General features: G+C 71.9%; 21 protein-coding genes and 1 pseudogene. 3 read left to right on the top strand and 19 right to left on the bottom strand.

The annotated features are described in order from the left end of the window. Nucleotides 1-10 precede the first annotated feature (10 nt). Both ACGFIV_RS25350 and ACGFIV_RS25345 read left to right on the top strand, forming a co-directional pair. Nucleotides 11-544 (top strand): hypothetical protein, encoded by a 534-nt coding sequence (locus tag ACGFIV_RS25350; protein ID WP_358561652.1) that lies wholly within the window; start codon nucleotides 11-13, stop codon nucleotides 542-544. After that, on the top strand, nucleotides 541-819 hold the full coding sequence (locus ACGFIV_RS25345; RefSeq protein ID WP_358561655.1) for a hypothetical protein: 279 nt from the start codon (nucleotides 541-543) through the stop codon (nucleotides 817-819). The genes ACGFIV_RS25350 and ACGFIV_RS25345 overlap by 4 nt, the downstream gene beginning before the upstream one ends. On the opposite strand, the gene ACGFIV_RS25340 is transcribed toward ACGFIV_RS25345, so the two are convergent. From ACGFIV_RS25340 to ACGFIV_RS25250, 19 genes are all read right to left on the bottom strand, one after another. Next, nucleotides 790-1,980 (bottom strand): MFS transporter, encoded by a 1,191-nt coding sequence (locus ACGFIV_RS25340; protein ID WP_358561658.1) that lies wholly within the window; start codon nucleotides 1,978-1,980, stop codon nucleotides 790-792. The two genes, ACGFIV_RS25345 and ACGFIV_RS25340, sit on opposite strands and share 30 nt — an antisense overlap. After that, nucleotides 1,981-2,940, bottom strand: a complete 960-nt coding sequence (locus ACGFIV_RS25335; RefSeq protein WP_392837991.1) for an electron transfer flavoprotein subunit alpha/FixB family protein — start codon at nucleotides 2,938-2,940, stop codon at nucleotides 1,981-1,983. It lies immediately after the preceding gene. 12 nt (nucleotides 2,941-2,952) lie between these two features. Further along, nucleotides 2,953-3,735 (bottom strand): electron transfer flavoprotein subunit beta/FixA family protein, encoded by a 783-nt coding sequence (locus ACGFIV_RS25330; protein WP_392837990.1) that lies wholly within the window; start codon nucleotides 3,733-3,735, stop codon nucleotides 2,953-2,955. 3 nt (nucleotides 3,736-3,738) lie between these two features. Continuing rightward, nucleotides 3,739-4,542: an enoyl-CoA hydratase/isomerase family protein gene (locus tag ACGFIV_RS25325; protein ID WP_392837989.1), complete on the bottom strand. Its 804-nt coding sequence runs from the start codon at nucleotides 4,540-4,542 to the stop codon at nucleotides 3,739-3,741. Then, nucleotides 4,539-5,309, bottom strand: coding sequence for an enoyl-CoA hydratase/isomerase family protein (locus ACGFIV_RS25320; RefSeq protein WP_392837988.1), 771 nt, complete (start codon nucleotides 5,307-5,309; stop codon nucleotides 4,539-4,541). The genes ACGFIV_RS25325 and ACGFIV_RS25320 overlap by 4 nt, the downstream gene beginning before the upstream one ends. Beyond that, nucleotides 5,306-6,472 (bottom strand): acetyl-CoA acetyltransferase, encoded by a 1,167-nt coding sequence (locus tag ACGFIV_RS25315; protein ID WP_358558426.1) that lies wholly within the window; start codon nucleotides 6,470-6,472, stop codon nucleotides 5,306-5,308. Before ACGFIV_RS25315 ends, ACGFIV_RS25320 begins: the two co-directional genes overlap by 4 nt. Beyond that, nucleotides 6,469-6,849 carry a Zn-ribbon domain-containing OB-fold protein gene (locus ACGFIV_RS25310; RefSeq protein WP_392837987.1) on the bottom strand — a complete coding sequence of 127 codons (381 nt, stop codon included), beginning with the start codon at nucleotides 6,847-6,849 and terminating at the stop codon, nucleotides 6,469-6,471. The genes ACGFIV_RS25315 and ACGFIV_RS25310 overlap by 4 nt, the downstream gene beginning before the upstream one ends. After that, the gene (locus tag ACGFIV_RS25305; protein ID WP_358558422.1) at nucleotides 6,846-7,310 is read right to left on the bottom strand and encodes a MaoC/PaaZ C-terminal domain-containing protein; all 465 of its coding nucleotides are present in this window, start codon (nucleotides 7,308-7,310) and stop codon (nucleotides 6,846-6,848) included. Before ACGFIV_RS25305 ends, ACGFIV_RS25310 begins: the two co-directional genes overlap by 4 nt. Then, nucleotides 7,307-7,756, bottom strand: a complete 450-nt coding sequence (locus ACGFIV_RS25300) for a MaoC family dehydratase N-terminal domain-containing protein (protein ID WP_392837986.1) — start codon at nucleotides 7,754-7,756, stop codon at nucleotides 7,307-7,309. The genes ACGFIV_RS25305 and ACGFIV_RS25300 overlap by 4 nt, the downstream gene beginning before the upstream one ends. After that, nucleotides 7,749-9,854 (bottom strand): acetate--CoA ligase family protein, encoded by a 2,106-nt coding sequence (locus tag ACGFIV_RS25295; protein WP_392837985.1) that lies wholly within the window; start codon nucleotides 9,852-9,854, stop codon nucleotides 7,749-7,751. The genes ACGFIV_RS25300 and ACGFIV_RS25295 overlap by 8 nt, the downstream gene beginning before the upstream one ends. Next, complete coding sequence (locus ACGFIV_RS25290) at nucleotides 9,851-10,999, bottom strand: CaiB/BaiF CoA-transferase family protein (RefSeq protein ID WP_358558434.1); 1,149 nt, start codon at nucleotides 10,997-10,999, stop codon at nucleotides 9,851-9,853. Before ACGFIV_RS25290 ends, ACGFIV_RS25295 begins: the two co-directional genes overlap by 4 nt. A gap of 2 nt (nucleotides 11,000-11,001) precedes the next feature. Beyond that, nucleotides 11,002-11,748 (bottom strand): 3-oxoacyl-ACP reductase FabG, encoded by a 747-nt coding sequence (locus ACGFIV_RS25285; RefSeq protein WP_358558417.1) that lies wholly within the window; start codon nucleotides 11,746-11,748, stop codon nucleotides 11,002-11,004. 17 nt (nucleotides 11,749-11,765) lie between these two features. Beyond that, on the bottom strand, nucleotides 11,766-12,515 hold the full coding sequence (locus tag ACGFIV_RS25280) for an ABC transporter ATP-binding protein (RefSeq protein ID WP_358558415.1): 750 nt from the start codon (nucleotides 12,513-12,515) through the stop codon (nucleotides 11,766-11,768). After that, complete coding sequence (locus ACGFIV_RS25275) at nucleotides 12,515-14,401, bottom strand: branched-chain amino acid ABC transporter ATP-binding protein/permease (RefSeq protein ID WP_358558413.1); 1,887 nt, start codon at nucleotides 14,399-14,401, stop codon at nucleotides 12,515-12,517. Before ACGFIV_RS25275 ends, ACGFIV_RS25280 begins: the two co-directional genes overlap by 1 nt. Before the next feature lie 2 nt (nucleotides 14,402-14,403). Continuing rightward, complete coding sequence (locus ACGFIV_RS25270) at nucleotides 14,404-14,919, bottom strand: hypothetical protein (protein ID WP_392837984.1); 516 nt, start codon at nucleotides 14,917-14,919, stop codon at nucleotides 14,404-14,406. Between the two features lie 71 nt (nucleotides 14,920-14,990). Continuing rightward, entirely contained in the window at nucleotides 14,991-15,269 is a 279-nt protein-coding gene (locus tag ACGFIV_RS25265) for a hypothetical protein (protein WP_392837983.1), read from the bottom strand. A gap of 7 nt (nucleotides 15,270-15,276) precedes the next feature. Beyond that, nucleotides 15,277-16,512 (bottom strand): ABC transporter substrate-binding protein, encoded by a 1,236-nt coding sequence (locus ACGFIV_RS25260; protein ID WP_358558409.1) that lies wholly within the window; start codon nucleotides 16,510-16,512, stop codon nucleotides 15,277-15,279. Between the two features lie 316 nt (nucleotides 16,513-16,828). Beyond that, the gene (locus ACGFIV_RS25255; protein WP_358558407.1) at nucleotides 16,829-17,956 is read right to left on the bottom strand and encodes an acyl-CoA dehydrogenase family protein; all 1,128 of its coding nucleotides are present in this window, start codon (nucleotides 17,954-17,956) and stop codon (nucleotides 16,829-16,831) included. A gap of 2 nt (nucleotides 17,957-17,958) precedes the next feature. Next, nucleotides 17,959-19,008 (bottom strand): acyl-CoA dehydrogenase family protein, encoded by a 1,050-nt coding sequence (locus ACGFIV_RS25250; protein ID WP_392837982.1) that lies wholly within the window; start codon nucleotides 19,006-19,008, stop codon nucleotides 17,959-17,961. Nucleotides 19,009-19,304: 296 nt separating this feature from the next. Here ACGFIV_RS25250 and ACGFIV_RS25245 point away from each other — a divergent pair. Further along, nucleotides 19,305-20,019 (top strand): annotated as a pseudogene (locus ACGFIV_RS25245) (Fe-S oxidoreductase); the annotation flags it as partial.

Raw genomic sequence — 20,019 nt, 5'->3', positions numbered from 1 at the left:
GGATCGCGGCATGACGCATCCGACGACATCCGGCTGGGCGATCGGAAGGGGCCGCACCCCCGGTCTCATAGGCATGTACATCCTGTTCGTCTGCTGGGTGATCCTTGGGCTCCTGCCCGTGCTGTTCTCGACCCACGACCTGGAGCTGGCGCTGGGCAGGACCGGGGCGCCGGGGCGCCTCACCGTCGTCTCGTGCCAGGCCCTCGGCAAGGGCCGTTACGACTGCAGGGGCGAGTTCGTCCCCGACGACGACTCCCTGCGCACGACCATCGTGCGGGCGGCGCCCGAGTCCGAGGTGGGCCAGTCCTTCCGTGGACGGCTCGACGTCGAGACCGACCGCGTGGTCCGTACGGGCACCGCCGGGGTGCTGGCCCAGCTCGCCCTCATCGGCCTCACCCCGCTGGTGTACGCGGGGCTGCCGTACTCGCTGATGTTCGCGCTGCGCATCAGGCGGGGGCGCAAGACGGCGGGGATCCTCGGCCTGGTGGTCACCGGCCTGTCCCTCGTGCTGGTCGTGACCGGGCTGGTCGCCGCCTACGCGTGACGCGCTTCGTGCGGCGCTGCCCGGCCTGCGCCGCCATGGGCCGGCGCGACGTGCAGCTCGTGTGGGAGGTCGCCCACAGCGAGGCCGAGCAGGTGATCACGCTCGATCTCGTGCGCGGCCTGCTCGACGGCTTCCCCGGCTCCCCGAGCCCTCCTGACGGCCGCACGACCGACCCGGTCGAGCGGGCCGCCCGCCGGAGGCGGCGCCGCGCGGACCCGCCGGGCGGGGCGGCGCAGGACGCCACTTCACACGGGATTCGGCGGGTTTCGCCGTGACGGCATGGCCACCGCCATCAACAGCCCGGCCAGCACCACGATCGCCGTGGTGACGAAGGCCGTCTCATACGAGTACGCGGCGAGCCGGCCCGCCACGAGCGGGCCGACGGTCATGCCGAGATCGGCGGTCATCTGGTAGGCCGCCACGGCGGTGCCGCCATGTCCCTGGGTGACATCGCCGACGGTGGCCGCCCCGCCCGTGGTGCAGAAGGCAGTGCCGAGGCCCATCAGCGCGAAGGCCAACAGGTACCCGGGCAGCGTCTGCCAGGCGGTGACCACGACGAGACTGCCGAGGACCAGGCCCTCGCCCAGCAGCAGCGAGGGGCGGCGCCCCCACATGTCGGCCGCCCTGCCCGCGACCGGCAGGGTGACGGCCTGGAGCACCGCGCCCACCGCCAGGCTGACCCCGACCCAGGTGGGCGCGGCCTTGACCACGAACAGCAGGAACAGCGGAAGCACCGAGACCCGTACCCCGAAGACCGCCCACCCGAGACCGAAGTTCGTGGTCAGCGCCGCCCTGTAGGGCTGCTGCCTCAGGGCGTGGGCCACCGACATCCGTCGCCCGGCTGGGCCGGCGGGCCGTGCCGGCGCGCTGAACAGCGCGGCGCGCGCCAGCGTGACCGTCGCGATCGTCCCGGCGACCGCGACCGCCGCGCCGTACACGAAGAACGGCAGACGGGGCGAGATCCCCATCAGCCCTCCGCCCAGGGCGGGACCGGTCACCGTGCCGAGGTAGTAGCCCCCCTGGAAGTACCCGCTGGCCCTGCCCCTGTGCGAAGCGGGGGTCACCCGCAGCAGCAGGTTCATCGCCGACACTGTGTACAGTGCCGAGCCGATGCCGCAGGCGCCCCGGAAGATCAGCAGTTGCGGGTAGTTCCAGGACAGGCCCGCGAGGACGCTGGTCACCGCGAGCAGCGCCATGCCCGTGGTGAGCACCGCCCGCTCCCCGAACCGGTTGACCAACCGGCCGCCGGGCAGGCCGGTGGCCAGGCGCATGAACGCGAACGCCGACACCACCGCGCCGACCGCCGCGCTGCCCACGCCGAACTCGCTGGCGAAGACCGGAATGGCGGGTGACTGGATGCCGAAGCCGACCGCGACGGTGAACGCGACGGCGGTGAGGATCTTGACTTCCCGTGGCAGCTCCCGGAATCCGCCCACCTAGGCCCGCTGCCCGGCGATCTCGTCCAGGAGTTGGGGCACCACCTGGAACAGGTCGCCCACCACCCCGTAGTCGGCCAGCTCGAAGATGGGCGCCTCGCCGTCCTTGTTCACCGCGACGATCGTCTTGCTGGTCTGCATCCCGGCACGGTGCTGGATGGCGCCGGAGATGCCGACGGCGAGATATAGCTGCGGTGAGACGGTGACCCCGGTCTGGCCGACCTGGTGCGCGTGCGGGTACCAGCCCGCGTCGACCGCCGCCCGCGACGCGCCGACGGCGCCGCCCAGGGCGTCGGCGAGCCGCTCGACGAGCGCGAACTGCTCGGCCCCCGCCAGGCCGCGGCCACCGGCCACCACGACCTCGGCCTCGGTCAGCCCCGGCCTGCCGGTGCTCTCCCTGACCGTGCGCGAAACGACGCGGGTACGCCGCGCCGCCTCGTCCGGTTCCACGGTGCTCCGGGTGACGGCCGGCGTCAGCGGCTCGGGCGAGGGCACGACGGCGTTCGGTTTGATCGCGATGATCGGGGTGCCCCGGACCACCCGGGAGGTGACCACGAAGCCCGCCGCGAAGGCCCACTGCGTGACGACGGGGCCGGACGGGCCGGCCTGCACGTCCACCGCGTCGGTGAGAACGCCGCCGCCCAGCCGCACGGCCAGGCGTCCCGCGATCTCCCTGCCCTCCGGGGTGGACTCGGTGAGGACGGCCGCCGGCGCGGTCTCCGCGGCGAGGCCGGCGAGCACCCCCACCCAGGCGACCGGGTATTCCTCGATCTCCTTGGACTCGATCACATGCACCCGCCCGGCGCCGTGCCTGCCGAGCGTCTCCACCGTCTCGTCGCCGATCGCGCCTGCGCAGACGGCCACCGGGGTGCCGAGCCGGCGTGCCAGGGTGAGCAGTTCCAGACTCGGCTTGCCGACCTGTCCCGCGATGTGCCCGACGAGCACGAGAACCTCTGCCACGGTGATCCCTCCTCAGATGAACTTGTGCGTGGACAGGAAGCCGGCGAGCAGCCGGCCTCCCTCGCCGTCGTCGGGCACCGCGGTCCCTGCCACCCGGGCGGGCCTGGCCGTGATCTCGTCGACCACCGTCCGGGACGCGGCGCCGACCTGGCCGGCGGGTACCCCGAGGTCGCCGAGGGTCCAGGTCTCCAGTGACTTCTTCTTGGCGGCCATGATCCCTTTGAAGGACGGGTACCGGGGCTCGCCGCTGCGGTCGGTCACCGAGACCACGGCGGGCAGCGCCGCCTCCCATTGCTCGGTCGCCCGCGCGGCCTCCCGCCGGATGCGGACGGTGCCGCCGCCCGGATCAAGGGCCACCTCGTTCGCGAAGGTGAGCTGGGGCAGCTCCAGGTGCTCGGCGAGCATCGCCGGCACCACCGAGGTGCCGCCGTCGGTGGAGGCCATGGCGCACAGCACCAGATCGGGCGAGAGGCGGCGCAGGGCGGCGGCGAGGACCAGGGCGGTGGCGGGCGCGTCGGAACCGGCGATCGCGTCGTCGTCGACGTGGACCGCCGCGTGCCCTCCCATCGCGAGGGCCCTGCGCAGGGCCTCCGCCGCGCCGGCCGGGCCGACGGTCAGATGGGTGACGTGCGCGTCCGGCGCCGCGTCCAGGATTTTGAGCGCCTGTTCGACGGCGTACTCGTCCAGCTCGGAGAGCCGACCGCCCGCGCCCTCACGGTCGACCGTGAGGTCGGGGCCGAACCCCGGCTCGGAGCTCATGTCGGGTACGTACTTGACACAGACAACGATCTTCATGGTTCACCGTCCCCGGAACGTGGGCTTGCGCCTCTCGACGAACGCGGCGGCGGCCTCCTTGTGGTCGTCGCTGACGAAGGTGCCGCCCTCCAGCGCGAGCCCGAGGTCGATCAGCAGGTTCAGCCGTTCCTTGACGATCTTGTTCACGGTGGCCTTGGTGCCCTGGACGGCCAGCGGCGCGGCGTCGGCGAGCCGTCGCGCGATCGCCGTCGCCTCGTCCAGCAGGTCACCGGCCGGAACGGCCCGCAGCGCCAGCCCGAGCCGTGCCGCCTCGGTCCCGCTGACGCGGTCGCCGGTCATCAGGTAGTACCGGGCCGCGCCGAGCGGCATCGCCAGCGGCCACACCACCGCTCCCCCGTCGCCCGCGACCAGCCCGATCGAGACGTGCGTGTCGGCGAACTGGGCGTCCTCGGCGGCGACCACCACATCGCAGAACAGCGCGATCGTGGCGCCCAGCCCCATCGCGTACCCGTGCACGGCCGCGACGATCGGCTGCGGCACCGACAGGATCGTCTCCAGGATGCGGCGGCCGCGCAGGATCTCGTACACCTGCTGGCCGGCGCTCGGCGCGATCTCGTCCTCGGCGCGCCCGGCCATGTCCTTGACGTCACCACCGGCGCAGAACGCCCGCCCTTCGCCGCGCAGGAGCACCGCCCGCACCGCCGGGTCGTCGGCCACCTCTGCCAGCGCCCTGCCCAGTTCCTCCTCCAGGCCGCCGCCGATCGCGTTCAACCGTTCGGGGCGGTTCAGGGCGATGGTGGCCAGCCCGTCGTCCCGGCTCACCAGCAATGTCTTGTACTCGCTCATCGATCCTCCTTGTCAGCGGAAAGGCGGCCTACCACCTCGGCACGGGCCCGCATCCGTCCGGGCGCCGCTACCGCCAGGGCCTGCAGCCGCGTCTCTTCGTCCAGTAGTTCGGCCAGTCCGTGGTTCAGCCCGTAGTCGAGCAGCCGCTTCGTGAGGCCCACCGCGCGGCCGGGGGTGGCGGCCAGCTGGTGGGCGAGCCGGGCGGCGCGCGGCAGCAGCTCGCCGGCGGGCACCACCTCGGAGACGAGTCCCCACGCCAGCGCCTCGGCGGCGGTCAGCCGCCGGCCGGTGGCCAGCCACTCGTAGGCGCGGGCGTAGCCGAGCAACCGCGGCAGGAAGTACGCGCCCCCCGCGTCGGGCACCAGGCCCACGGCGGTGAAGGCCGGGACGAACTTGGCCTCCTCCGAGGCGATCCGCAGGTCGGCCGCCGCGGCGAGGGACAGCCCCGCGCCGGCGGCCGCGCCGTTCACCGCGGCGATCACTGGTTTCTCCAGCGCGGCCATGGCGAGCACGTGCGGGTGGTAGGTGTGCCGCAGCCCGTTGATTCCCGGCCTGGAACGGTCCGCCGGCGCGCGCAGGTCGGCGCCCGCGCAGAACCCCCGTCCGCTCCCGGTGACCACGACCGCCCGGATCTCCGGGTCGGCGGCCTCGTGCCAGGCTTCCGCGAGCGCGTACAGGGTTTCGGCGTCCAGCGCGTTGAGCGATCGGGGGCGGTTGAGCGTCACGGTCAGGACGGGGCCGTCACGGGACGTCAGGACAGTGCTCACAGGCTCTCCCGCCCTCCGAGGATGGCCGTCACCTGGCTGGAGAGCTGGCCGCCGTTGCCATGCGCGAGCGCGATCGTCACGTCAGGCTGCTGTCTGCCGCCCGCCTCGCCCCGGATCTGGCGTGTCGCCTCGATGAGGGGGAAGATGCCGTACATCCCCGGGTGGCAGTACGAAAGGCCGCCGCCGTTGGTGTTGACCGGCAACGCCCCGCCCGGCGCGATCCGCCCGCCCGAGACGAAGTCGCCGCCCTCTCCCTTGGCGCAGAAGCCCAGGTCTTCCAGGAAGAGGATGGTGTTGATGGTGAAGGCGTCGTAGAGCTGCACGACGTCGACGTCCCCGGGCCCGAGCTTGGCCATCGCGTACGCGCGGGCCGAGGACTCGGTCGCGGCGGTGACGGTGAGGTCGGGCATCTGGGAGATGGAACGGTGCCGGTGCGCCTCTCCCGCGCCCAGCAGGTAGACGGGCGGGCGGGGCAGGTCCCTGGCGCGCTCGGCACCGGTCACCACGACCGCGCCGCCGCCGTCGGTGACCAGGCAGCAGTCGAGCTTGGACAGCGGGCTGGAGATGACGCGGCTGTCCAGCACGTCCTGGATGGTCAGCGGGTCGCGGACGAATGCCTTGGGGTTGAGCCTCGCCCACCGGCGTGCGGCGACCGCCACCTCGGCGAGGTGGGTGCGGGTGGTGCCGTACTGGTGCATGTGCCGGGCGGCGGCCAGCGCGTAGCCGGTCACCGGCATGCGCGGGCGGTAGGCGGCCTCGTAGGAGGGCAGTTCGGGAGGGCCGGTGGACAGCCGGCCCCGGCCGCTGTCGGACCGCGCGGTGCTGCCATAGGCGATGAGCGCCACCTCGCACGCGCCCGACGCGATCGCCAGCGCCGCGTGGTGCAGATGCGAGACGAACGAGCTGCCGCCGACCATCGTGCCGTCGGTGTACCTGGGCCGGACGCCCAGGTACTCGGCCATGTCGAGCGGCGCCATACCGCGCCCGGCGATGGCGCAGAACAGTCCGTCCACGTCCCGGGTGGACAATCCCGCCTCCGCGAGCGCGGCGGCGGACGCCTGCGCCGCCAACTCGATCGCGTATCTGTCGGGCCCGACCTCGCCGAGGTCGGACTCGGCCACTCCCACGATCGCGGCCGCGCCGCGCAGCTCAGGCCCGCTCATCCTCGTCCTTCCTCGTCGACCGTGAACACGACCCTCGGCCCGGACGGGCCGTCCTGGTCGACCCGGCCCCGCACGCGCGCCCCGATCCGCACGTCCTCGGCGGGGACCTCGACCACCGTGCTCATCACGCGGAACCCCTCGTCCAGGTCGACCAGCACCACGGTGTAGGGCGGCCCCTCACGCGGGGACAGGACGCTGGCCGAGTAGACCGTGCCGAGCCCGGCGCTCTGGCTCCAGCTCAGCTCGACGGCCCCGCACACCGGGCAGATCACCCGTGGGTAGAAGACCGCGGCGTGGCAGCGGTCGCATGTCTGGAACGGCACCTCCCCGGCGGCGAGCCGGTCGGTGTACTCCCGGTGCGGCGCGATGCCGGTCATGGCCGCCCTCCCGCGGCCGAGGAGGCGTAGACCGCCGTCGCGCCACCGCGGAGGACCAGCCGTGGCGCGTCCCCACCGGCCTCGCTGTGTACCGTCAGCCCGACCTCGACCTCGGTGGCGCCGTCCGGGCCGCTCTCCGAGCGGAGCACCTCGCCGCTGAGCGTGAGCGTGTCACCCGGCCAGACCTGGCCCACGTAGCGGACGCTGAACCTGCGCAGGTTCCCACGCCCGAGCCAGTCGGCGACGTAGCCGCCGAGGATCCCGGCCGTGAGCAGCCCGTGCCCGAACACCGACGGGTAGCCGGCCGCGCGGGCGAAGGTCTCGTCGTGGTGGATCGGGTTGAAGTCCCCACCGGCTCCGGCGTACCGCACGAAGTCCGTACGGGTCAGCGGGCCGACCCGCCGGCCCGGGGCCTTCGGCACCGGTGCCGCGGCGCGCGCCTCGGTCTCCGACTCTGTCACTGCTCCCCCAATTCGATCACCGTGCTGCGCACGCGCATCACGGTCTCCTCACGCTGGTTGACGAACTCGTGCTCGGTGACGATCAGCGTCATCGGACCGCGGCTTCCGCCCTTGTCCAGGACGTCGGCGATGCGCGACCGCACGGTCAGCACGTCGCCGACGACGACGTCGCCCAGGTACTCCCATTCGGCGCCGCCCGCCAGCACTCTCCGCAGGTTCAGCCCGAGCACGTCCTCGCCGTCCCTGACGGCCCAGTGGGCGGTCACGGCGGAGAAGGTCGGCGGCACGGGCAGGTTCGCGTACCCGGCGGACCTCGCCTCCTCGACGTCGAGGTACACCGGGTCCCCGGCCTTGACGGCGAGGGCGAACTCGCGCACCTTGCCGTGCTCGACGGGGAAGCTGTACGGCGGGTAGGCGTGGCCGATCAGAGCGGTGCGGTCAACCATGCCGCACCACGATCAGCGCGTCGGCCGCGAGCACCACGCCGCCGGAGACGCGAAGCGGATTCACGTCGACCTCGGTGACCTCGTCCAGCTCCAGGGCCAGCTCACCGAGGGCCACCATCACCTGGGCCACGGCGTCCTGTTCCGCCTCCGACAGCCCGCGGCCTCCGCTCAGCAACCGGCCGCCGAGCAGCCCGCCGAGCACCGCCCTGGCGGTCGCCGCGTCGAACGGCGGGCGCAGCAGCGCCGCCTCGCTGAGCACCTCGACCAGCACCCCGCCGAGCCCGATCGCGACCATGGGCCCGAAGAGAGGGTCGCGCTGCACCCCGCAGGCCATCTCCAGCCGCGCGGGCGCCATCTGCTGGACCAGGACGCCCTCCACGACCGCGTCCGGCGCACGGACGGCGACCTCGGCGAGCATCTCCTCGTACCCCGCCCGCACCTCGTCGGGGCCCCGCAGGCCGAGCCGGATCGCCCCGGCGTCCGACTTGTGCGGGAGCTGGTAGGACATCACCTTGAGCGCCACCGGGCCGCCGGCGCGCTCCGCCGCCTCGACCGCGCCGTCGGCGCAGGTCACCAGCTCCTCGCGGGTCACCGGCACGCCGTACCGCGCGAGGATGCTCTTGCCGGTCGACTCCAGCAGGGTCGTCTCCCGGCCCGCGGCGGCGATCAGCTCGCGTACGTGCCGCACCCGTCCGGCGTCCGGGACGAACCGCGCCGGGCCGGCGTGCGGCCGGCGGCCGGATTGCCGGACGAGGGCGGCCAGCGCGGTCATCGCCCGGCGCGGGTCGGTGTAGGTGGGCACGCCCGCCGCCTGGAACTGCTCCGACCAGGCGGTCGACAGGACCGCGACCGGCTTTTCCGTGTTCTGGTACATCTCCACGATCGCGTCGTTGGCCGGCCCCGGCCGGGCCCAGGTGACCGCCGACACCAGGTCGGCGGACGGGCTGGCCGCGACCGAGAACAGCACCTTGCGGTACGCGCCCGGCATCGCGGTGGTCTGCGCGGTGGTGTCCACGGGGTTGGCGGTGCTGCCGTAGAACGGCACCGGCATGTCGGCGGCCAGCGCCGCCTGCTCCTGCTCCGGCAGAACGGGGACCGACAGTCCCGCCAGCCCCGCCTCGTCGGCGAGCAGCACGCCCGCCCCTCCGGACGACGTCATGACGATCACGCGGTCGCCCCGGGCGCGCCGGCCGTCCTGGAAGATGGTGCCGAGGTCGAGCAGTTCCTCCATGGTCGAGGCGACGAAGACGCCGTACTGCTCGCACACCGCGTCCAGCACCTGGGCCGAGCCGACGATGGAGGCCGTGTGGCTCATCGCGGCCCGCGCCGCCTCGTCGGAACGGCCCGCCTTCAGCAGGACCAGCGGCTTATCCAGCTCGGCGGCCCGGCGCGCGGTATCCACGAAGACCTCGGGGTCGCGCAAGGTCTCGGCGAAGGACAACAGCACACCCACCTCGGGGCGTTCCACCAGGTGGCGCAGCACGTTCGCCACGTTCACGTCGGCCTCGTTGCCGGTGGAGACGAACCAGCCGAGCCGGAGCCCGGCCAGAACGGCCTTGTTGGTGATGTAGGAGCCGAAGCCGCCGCTCTGCGAGACCAGGGCCACCGGTCCCGGCTGGGGCAGTGGCTCGTTTGCGGTCACCATGAAGTTCGCCATCACGCCGTCGTGGGCGTTCATGTAGCCGATGCAGTTGGGTCCGATGACGCGGATGCCGGTGTCGCGGGACACCTCGGTGAGCCGGTCCTGCAGCGCGCGTCCCTCGGGACCCGCCTCGGCGAAGCCCGAGGTGATGACGGTCGCGCCGCCGATGCCCCGGGCGGCGCACGCGGCGACCACGTCGACCACGGCGGGGGCGGGTACCGCGATCACGGCCATGTCCACGGCTTCCGGCAGGTCGGCGACGGTGCGGAACGCCTGGCGGCCCTGGACCACCTCGTCCTTCGGATGGACCGGGTGGACCTCGCCGGGGAAGGCGCGCAGCAGGTTGGCGAAGACGGTGCCGCCGATGCGCGTCGGGCTGTTGGAGGCGCCGACCATCGCGAGCGAGCGGGGAGAGAGAAGCCGGTCGAACGCCGGCCGGGAGTCGGGCGTGGTCATGAGTTGCCTCCTCGTGGTATGGCCGACGCGCCCAGCTCGCGCAGGACCGAAGCGGTGTGCTCGCCCAGGAGCGGGGCGGGGGCAGGGGTGGGCTCGGTGTAGGCGCTCAGGCGCAGCGGCTGGCGGACGTACCGCGGGCTCGCCCGTCCTGGCATGGACCTGACGACCTGGCGCGAGAGCGCGTGCGGGTCGCGAAGCGCCTCGCCGACGCGGTGGACCGGGCTCGCCGGGATCCCGGCGCGGTCGAAGGCATCCTGCCACCGCGCGCGGGTGCGGGAGGCGAGGACGCGGGCCAGCTCACCGGTGAGCTCCCCGGCCCTCGGCCAGCGCTCGTGCCGGCGCAGTGAAGCGTACCCGGCCAGCCCGGTCACCTCGCACAGCCGGGCCCAGAAGTGGTCCTCGAAGCCGATGCCGAGGCAGATGAGCAGGCCGTCCGCGCAACGGTAGAGCCCGTAGCCCGGTTCGCGGCCCGGCGGGGCCGTGGCGGCGGCCGGCGCGTTGAGCTCCCGCTCGAACCGCAGTGCCAGCAGGGACATCAGCGCCTCGTGGGTGGACAGGTCGACGTACGTGCCGCACCCGGTCGCGCCCCTGCCGACCAGCCCGACCAGGGCGCCGAGCGCGGCGTAAAGCGCGCCGGCCATGGCGCCCGTCTCGGGACCGGGCGGCGGGGGGATCGCCGGCTCCGGCCGGTCGCACAGGGCGTCGAGCGCGCCGGCCGTCGCCTGGTACATCAGCTCGTGCCCGGGCCGGTCACGGTACGGCCCGTCCTGGCCGAAGCCGGAGACCGACACGTACACCAACCCGGGGTGGGCCGCGCTCAGCCTCGGGTAGCCGAGGCCGAACCGTGCCATGCTGCCCGGCCGGTAGGACTCGAAGAGCACGTCCGCCGTACACGCCAGCCGGAACGCCGTCTCCTGGTCCTCCGGAGACTTGAGGTCCAGGGTCACCGAACGCTTGCCGCGGTTCAGCGCCGCGAACATGCCCGGCTGGCTCCGGGCCGGGTCCCCCGTCGCGGGCCGCTCCACCACGATGACGTCCGCGCCTAGGTCGGCGAGGACCATCGTCGCGTAGGGTCCCTGGAAGTTCTGGGCGAAGGTGACCACGCGGACGCCGTCCAGTGGACGGCGTCCCAGGCCGGTGTCCATGGTCAACGGACCATCATCCCGCCGCCGTCCACCGAGATCACCTGGCCGGTGACGAAGCTGGACGCGTCCGAGGCCAGGTACACGAAGGTCGGCGCGATCTCCTCGGGCTCGGCGTGCCGGCGCAGCGGCAGGCGCTTGACCGCGTCGGCGAAGCGCGGATCGGTGCGCACCTTGAGGGTCATCTCGGTCGCGGCCGCCGGGGCCACGGCGTTGACGAGGATGTTGTAGCGGCCGAGCTCGCGCGCCGCGCTCCGCATCATGCCCAGCATCCCGGACTTCGCGGCGGCGTAGTTGATCTGCCCGATGGAGCCGTTCTGCGCGGTCGACGAGGAGGAGAAGATGATCCGTCCCCGCTCCCGCTCCATCATGTCGTGGACCACCGCCTGCAGCCAGTAGAACGAGCCGTGAAGGTGGACCCCGATGACCTGGTCCCACTCCGTTTCGGTCATCTTGTGCAGCATCGCGGGCCGGGTGATCCCGGCGTTGTTCACCAGCACGTCGATCGGGCCGTACGCCGCCTTGACCTCGGCGGCCGCCCGGTCGACCTCGGCGCGGCTCGACACGTCGCAGAGCACCGCGAGCGCCTCCCCGCCCTGACGGCGGATGCCGTCGGCCACCTCCTCGGCGGCGTCGGCCTGAATGTCGGCCACCGCCACCCGTGCGCCCTCCCGGGCGTACGCCTCGGCGACCGCGCGGCCGATGCCCTGAGCGGCGCCGGTCACCACGGCGACCTTGTCCTTCATCTGCATCCTGTCTGCTCCTGCTCTCACACGTTGCCTGTGGTCAGCCGCTCGTCCGACCGGCCGAGATACACCTCGCGGATCACCGCGCCGTCGTTGAAATCGGATTTGGCGCCCGCCGCGACGATCCGCCCGTTCTCCATCACCGCCACGTCGTCGGCTATCTCCAGCGCGTGCTCGATGCGCTGCTCGACGAGGAGGATGGACAGCCCTTCGTCGCGCAGCGCCGAGACCATCGCGAGGACCTCGTTGACGATGGCGGGGGCCAGGCCGGCGGAGGGCTCGTCGAGCATCAGCAGCTTCGGGCCCGGCATCAGCGCCTGGCCGATGGCGAGCATCTGCTGCTGACCGCCCGAGAGGCTCCCCGCCGGCACGCGCCGCCGCTCCCTCAGCAGCGGGAAGCGCTGGTACGCCTGCTCAAGCGCCTCCCGCCTGGCCGGGCTGCGCAGCCCGCGCCCGGGAAGCAGGTACCCGCCGAGGAGCAGGTTCTCCTCGACGCTCCTGCCGTGGAAGACCCGCTTGTTCTCCTGGACAAGGGCCAGCCCGGCGCGTATCCGCCGGTGTGCTCGCGCACCGCTGATGTCCTTCCCGTCCAGCTCGACCTTCCCCTGGCCGACGTTCGGCAGCAGTCCGGCGATCGCGCAGAGAAGCGAGGTCTTCCCGGCGCCGTTGCGCCCGAGAACCACGGTGATCTTCCCGGCGCGGACCGCCGCGTCCACGCCCCACAGGACGCGCAGGTCTCCGTACCCACCGGTGATCCCGACGGCGGACAACATCACTGGGCTCCCTTCGGTGCCGCGGACCGGCCGGCCGGCTCGGGTTCTGGGTTCTCGGCCGGGGACTCGTGGTCCGTCGCGCCGGTGTACTCGGCGAGCACCCGGCGATCCGCCTGGATCTCCGCCGAGGTGCCGGAGGCGATGAGCGCGCCCTGGCTGAGTACGTGGATGCGGTCGGCCAGCTTGAGCACCAGCGGGAAGTTGTGCTCGACGAGGATCACGGTGCCGCCGGCCTGCCGGATCTTCTCGATCGCCCGTTCCAGCACCACCAGGTCGCTCTCGTCGAGCCCGGAGCCCACCTCGTCGAAGAGGAAGACCCTCGGCCCAGAGGCGAGCGCGCGCGCCACCTCGACCAGCCGGCGGGTGCCCAGTGCCAGCGAGTCGACCGGACGGCCGGCGACGTCCTCGATCCCCAGCCACCGCAGCAGCCTGAGCGCCTCGGCGTTGTCCGCCGCGTACCCCCGGCGGAACACCGGGAGCCTCAGCACCGCGGCGGCGATCCCCACGCGGTGGGTCACGTACCGGCCGGTGGCGACGAAGGCCAGCGTGCTCATGTGCTTGGGGATCAGCGGGGTCTGGAAGGTGCGGGTCACCCCGAGCCGTGCGATCCGGTACGGCGGCCGGCCGCCGATCTGCTCGTCGTCGAGCACCAGCGACCCGCCCGAGGGCTTGTAGAAACCGCTGATGAGGTTGAGCAGGGTGGTCTTGCCGGAGCCGTTCGGCCCGATCAGGGCCGTCACCTCTCCGGGGTGGGCCTCGATCGAGACGTCCCGCAGCGCCTTGTTGCCGCCGAAGGACTTGCTCAGCCCCTCGGTCCGCAGCACGGCGCCGTTCAGGCGGTCGAGCCCGGCGCTCGCGGAGGCGCCGGCCGCCGGGTCGTGTCCGTGCCTGGCGGTGATGGTGGCGGAGGCGGACGGGAGCGTGGGCAACCAGCCGCGCCGCCGCGCCGCGGCCAGCCCGTCGTGGGCGATGCCCGCGAGCCCGCGGTTGAAGATGACGCCCGCCAGCAGCAGGAACGCTCCATAGATCACCAGTTGCCAGTCCTGGAACTGGGTGAAGGTCTGCTGGCCAAGCTGCATCACCGCCGCGCCCGCGATCGCGCCGTAGACGGACGTCGAACCGCCCACCACCGAGGCGGCGAGCACGCTCAGCGCCAGCGCGAAGGTAAAGGTCTCCGGGGCGATGAACCCGTCGATCATCGCGAACAGCGCTCCCGCCAGGGCGGCCGGGATCGCGCCGATGACGTAGGCGAGCAGCTTCAGCCGGTAGACCGAGACGCCGAGGACCGAGGCGAGGATCGGGCTCTGCCGCAGCACGAGGAAGATGTCGCCGTGCCGGGAGAGCAGCAGGTTGCGGGCCATGGCGAACCACCCCGCGGTGACCAGCAGGATCAGCACGTACAGCCGGTTACCGGTGATCTCCAGGCCGAACAGTGTCGGGACCGCGGCGGCCAGGCCGAGCGTGCCCCCGGTGAAGGAGTGCAGGATGTCGACCAGGTTCGGGATCAGCGTGACGAGGAAGAAGGTCACCATCGCCAGTGCCCAGCCGCCCAGCCGCAGGCCGGGTATCCCGGTCACCAGCCCGACCACGACCGCGGCGGCCGTCGCCGCCCCGAGCGCCAGAAGCACGTTGGTCGCGCCGAACTCGACGCCCAGGTAGGCGGCGACGTAGGCGCCGACCGCGTAGAGCGCCACCTGGCCGACGGCCAGCTCCCCGGCGTAGCCGAGGACGACGTTCAGGCCGCTGACGAGCAGGCTCAGGATCGCGATCAGCATCACCGTGCGCGACCAGTAGGCGTTGATCAGGCCCACCCCTGGCGCCGCCATGAGCAGCGCCACGAGCAGTACGGCGATCAGCGGGCGATACCGGTGGATGAGTGCGGTCATGGCTACACCCGCCGTTCGAGCGCGGAGCCGAAGAGCCCGCGCGGTCGCAGAAAGAGGATCAGCAGGAACACCCCGAAGATCACGAGTTGCGGGTACGCCGCGCCGATGTAGCGCGCGGCGAACGCGTAGATCAGCCCGGTGGCGAAGCCGCCGATCAGCCCGCCGAGCTGGCTGCCCGAACCGCCGATCGCGATCGCCACGAAGCCGAAGAGGGACAGCGCGTGGCCGAGGTCGAAGGTCGCGTAGGTGCGCGCCCCGACCAGCAGCCCGAACGCTCCAGCGATCACCCCGGCCAGGACGAACGCCCCGACGCCGAGCAGTCGTACGTTGATGCCGCGGGCCGAGGCCGCCTGCCGGTCTTCGGCCGAGGCGAGCGAGGCGAGGCCGAGCAGGGAGTACCGCGACCACAGGTGCAGCCCGACGCCGAGCAGCAGGGTGAGCGCGATCAGCACCAGGTCGACCGGGCGGACCGTGCCACCGAGCAGCTCCAGCGGCCGGTCAGGGAGGCCCGAGGGCACGGTCAGGGGCTGGCGGCCCCAGATCGCCGCGGCCAGGCCGTCCAGGATCGTCGCGGCGCCGACCGTGGTGATCAGCGCGCCGTGCGCGTCGAGCGGCCCAGCAGCGGCCGGATCGCGATCCGCTCCTCCAGCAGCGCCACCACCCCCACACCGGCGGCGGCGAACAGGACGGTCACCACCACGGGGAGGCCGAATGTGACCGCGCCGGCGTAGGCCAGGAAGGTGCCGACCATCAGGAGCTGCGCGTGCGCGAAGTTGAACGTGCCGGAGGCGAGCAGCACCACGTTGTACCCGATCGCGATCAGCGAGTAGATCGCGCCCGTCGCCAGCCCGGCCCAAACCGTCGTCACGGCCGCCTCACGCCTTTTCCGGTGCGTAGAAGCCGTCACTGTTGTAGGTGCCGGGCGGCACGTACTGGAAGGTGTCGGCGCCGGCGGTCGGGAAGTGGTCGGTCGGCGAGAAGCTGTACTTCAGGTACTGGCCGTTCGGGCCCGCGTAGTACCACAGCGGCGCGCCGGTCGGCGCGGGCAGGTGCTCCAGCGTCTCCTTGACCTTGGCCGAGTCGTCGGACTTGGCCTCGCGCGCGGCGTACACGACGACGGCGAGCGCGTCGTGCCCGGTCGAGTAGAGGCCCCAGCCCGTGCTGGAGATGCCGTCGGCCACCGGACCGGACTTGATCTTCTGGATGAAGCCGGCCAGGCCAGGGTGCTGCTCGGCGGAGGACAAGGTGGCCGAGGAGACGACCACGTTGACGTTCTTGAGCTGCTCCGCTTCGAGGTTCTTCAGGTAGGGGAAGCCGGAGGCGAGCTGGTCGCAGTAGGCGGGGATGTCCCAGCCGATCTGGGCCCGGCTGCGCATGACGTAGAGCGCGGCGGTGCCGTACCCGTTGAGCAGGAGCGCGTCAGGGTTCTGCGCCTTGAGCTGGTTGAGCTGCGAGCTCATGTCCAGCGCGGTCGCCTCGTAGCGGGCCTCGACGAACTGCATCCCCGCGCCCTGGACGGCGCTCTTGTAGATCTCCGCCGAGCTCTGGCCCGTGGCGTCGTTGGAGTAGAGCATGGCGATCTTCTTGTAGCCCTTGGACTTCGCGATCGAGATCAGCGCGGGCACGTAGTCCTTGCCGGGCGAGGAGACGCCGAAGTGGTAGGGGAACTTGGCCGGGTCGTTGAGCAGCATGCTGACGGTGCCGCCGACGGACATGATCTTCTGCCGGGTCAGGATGGGCAGCAGTGAGAGCGAGACCGCGCTCGAACTGCCCGGGTAGACCAGGTCCGGCTTCTTTCCCGAGGACAGGCGCTGCTGCAGGAGGCTGACCGCCTTGGTCGGGTCGTTCTGGTCGTTGGCCGTCTCGACCACGATCTTGCGGCCGTTGACGCCGCCGGAGGCGTTGAACTCCTCCGCGGCGAGCTTGACGCCGGCGTCGATGCTCTTGGTGTTGGTGGAGACGGGACCGGAGTAGTCGCCGGTCAGGTAGACGATGTAGGGCTCAGCGCCTCCGTCGGCGCCGGCGTCACCGGAGCCTGAGCACGCGGTGAGCGAAAGCGTCAGCAGCGCGCTGATCGATATCATCGCGAGGCGGGTGGGTCGTGGGCTCATTGCGGCCTCCTCAGCCAGGGAAACCCGGCGGCTGAATCATGTTCAGGAGGTAGTACAGGGGGATGTGGTGCGGTGATCGGTGAGATCGCCCACGGGCGAACGGCCGCGGTGAAGATCACTCGAAGGGGCGCCGCTTTCGGGACACGCGGCGGCGTCCTCCGGGCACGCCGAGGCAGGACGTTGTTGTTGGATCAGCGTCTGAAGGGGTTCAGGGTTCTACTCGGAGAGGGCACTCCCCGGTGAACCTGACGTCGGCCGGCGAAGCCGGTGGGGTGAACGGCGTCCCGGCGGAACCGGCGCACTCGATCGGAGGCGCTCAGCGCGGCAGGTCGAGCATCCGGGCGATGATGTTCTTCTGGATCTGCGCCGACCCGCCGTACACGCTGACCGGCCGGGAGGTGAAGTACGAGCTGAGCCACCCGTCCGCGACGCCCGTCAGCTCGTCGGCGCCGAGGATGTCCATGGCCAGATGCTGCAACGACTGCTCGGCTTCGGCCCACAGCAGCTTGGCCACCGAGCCCTCCGGGCCGGGAGGACGTCCGGATACCCGGAGCGACAACTGCTCCATGCAGTTGAGGCGCAGCACCTCGCCGCGCACGTACGCGCGGGCGAGCGCCTTGCGCGTCTCCGGCTGCTCCAGCAACCCGCGCTCGGCCGCGAGCCGCTCCACCTTGCGCAGGGTGCGCCGATAGTTGGCGATGAAGCCGATGTCGGCGGGGCCGCGCTCGTAGGCGACCGTGGTCATCGCGATCCGCCAGCCCTCGCCGGGGGCGCCGAGCCGCTGCTCCACCGGGATCCGCACGTCGTCCCAGAAGACCTCGGCGGTCTCCGCCTCTCCGCTGGCGATGACGATGGGCCGTACGGTGACGCCGGGCTCCTTCATCGAGACCAGGAAGGCGGAGATGCCTTTGTGCTTGGGCACGCTGGGATCGGTGCGGGCCAGCAGCAGGCACCAGTCGGCGTGCTGGCCGCCGCTGGTCCACATCTTCTGGCCGTTCACCACATAGTGGTCACCGTCCAGCCGTGCCAAGGTGCGCAGCGCGGCGAGGTCGGAACCGGCCTCCGGCTCGCTGAAGCCCTGACACCATGACATCTCGCCGGACAGCAGAGGGGGCAGGAAACGCTTCTTCTGCTCCTCGGAGGCGTAGGTGAAGATGGCCCGGCCGATGTATCCGACCGAGGGCAGGGGCGGGGCGCCCAGGTTGCCCGACTCCTCGTTGAGTATCGCGTCGTAGACCGGGCTCAGCCCACGCCCGCCGTACTCCACCGGCCAGCTCAGCCCGACGTAGCCGGCCTGGTAGAGGGTGCGGTGCCAGGACTTGCGCAGCCGTACGGCCTCCTCCTCGTCCTCGATCTTGTCCCAGCCCGCCGGGATGTTCTCGGTCAGCCAGCGGCGCAGGACCGCGCGGAACTCCGCCTCCTCGGGGGTGTCTCGGTAGTCCATGGTCACTCTCCCGTCAGTCGGACGTCGGCGATGAGAAGCAGTTGGGCGCCCTCGTCGCCGAACAACTGGCGATCCATCAGCGCGCGGCGGGTGTGCACGTGCGCGATGTGCTCGTAGGTCTGGCCGATGCCGCCGAACACCTGCATGACCGTCTCGGTGACGTCACGCGCGACGGCGGCGCACTGCGCCTTCGCGGTACGCGCGGCCAGCAGCGCCTCCGCCGGGTCGAGCGCGTCCACCGCCCACGCGGCGTAGTTCGTGGCGCTCGCCACGGACTCCGCGCTCACGTACGCCTCCGCGCACATGTGCTGGACCGCCTGGAAGGAGCCGATCGGCGCCCCGTACTGCACCCGTTCCTTGGCGTAGCCGACGGCCCGCTCCACTGCGGCGCGCATGACACCGGCCGCGTCGGCGCAGATCGCGGCGAGGGTGAGCGCCTCCCACCGGAGCAGGTCCTCGGGGGCCAGCGGGTCGCCCACGGTCGTCAGGCGTCCCGGGTCGATCGGGCCGTCCGAGCGGACCAGCGAACGGGTGAGATCGGCGCTCGTCACCGGGACGAAGCCGGCGTCCAGCGAGATCCGTACCACCCGCGTGCCCGCGGAGGAGTCCGCCAGGGCCAGCACCGTGTCCGCGCCGTCGACGTCCCAGCCGTATCCCGAGCCGCCTTCCGGCGAGCGGACCAGGCCGGACAGGTCACTGTTCAGCAGGACCCCGGCCCGGGTCGTGCCCTCGGCCAGCTTCTCGGCCTCGTCATGCGCGCCGGCCAGGGCCAGCAGCTCCGTGGCGAGAACGGCCGAACCGAGATAGGGGGCGGGGACCAGCCCGGCGCCCAGCGCCTCGGCCACCACGGCGACCTCGACCCCGGAGCCAACCGGCAGCCCGTCACCGTCCCGTGTGCGCAGCGCCAGCAGGCCCGACTGGGCCAGCGCCCGCCAGGCCGCGGCCCGGTCCCGGGTGGTCAGGTCGCCCGGGTTCGCCAGACCGGCGGAACCGGCGATCTGGCGGACCACCTCTTTGAGCATCTGCTGCTCGTCACTGAGCAGAGCGAGCACAACCGCACCTCCTGTCCCCCCACTTGACCGTCATGGACTGAATGTAATTCAAGTGATGTCTAGCACGCGGCCGAGAACGGCGTCAACGGAAACAGGCCCGTCACATTGGCGCAACAGAGTCGTCATCCGTCCTCGCGATGGTCGACCGCCTTTCTAGCAGCGTGTTCAGCTGAATCCCGGGCCAGAGGCCCCACCCGCAGGACCGGGTACACCCGATCTGCCCGCTGCTCTTGCCATAGTGAATGGCATTCAGATAGGACTTTCGGCAACCGCCGGGCCGATCAGAGGAGGACCTTGTGCTCGTGGTAGCGATGGCCGGACTGGCCATGACCGTGGCCGGGGTGATCGTGGCCGGCCTGCGCGCCCGGTTTCTTCACCGGCTCGCGACCAGCGGGCAGCCCGCGCCCGAACGGATCGAATACGCCAGATCCCACCTCGGCGCCGAGATCCGGGCCCAGCTCGTCGAGGTGTTCGGGCAGAAGAAGCTGCTGAAGTGGACACCGTCGGGCGTCGCCCACTTCTTCGTCATGTGGGCGTTCTTCATCCTGGCGACGGTCTACCTGGAGGCCTACGGGGCGCTGATCCAGGGGGCGGTCACCGGCAGGCCGGACTTCCACATCCCTCTGATCGGGACGTGGCCGGTCCTCGGGTTCCTCCAGGACCTCATCGCCATGGCGGCGCTCGCCGGGCTGGTCGCGTTCGCGGTGATCCGGCTGAGGAACTCGCCGAAGAGACGGGGACGCGGGTCGAGGTTCTCCGGCTCGCACCTGGGTGGTGCGTGGCTGATCCTGTTCATGATCTTCAACGTGATCTGGTCGATGTTCCTGTTCCGTGGCGCCGCGATGAACACGGGCAATCTCCCGTACGCGTCGGGTGCGTTCGCCTCCGAGCTGACCGCCGGCTTCCTCCCGGAAAGCGAGGTGCTGGAGAAGGTCGGTCTGCTGCTGCACATCGGTGTCATGCTGGTGTTCCTGGTGATCGTGGTGAACTCCAAGCACCTGCACATCTTCA

It is taken from the genome of Sphaerisporangium sp. NPDC049003 (assembly GCF_043197795.1).
Taxonomy (GTDB): domain Bacteria; phylum Actinomycetota; class Actinomycetes; order Streptosporangiales; family Streptosporangiaceae; genus Sphaerisporangium.
The sequence above is the reverse complement of the archived record's forward strand: the minus strand, read 5'-3'. Positions and strand labels throughout refer to the sequence as shown.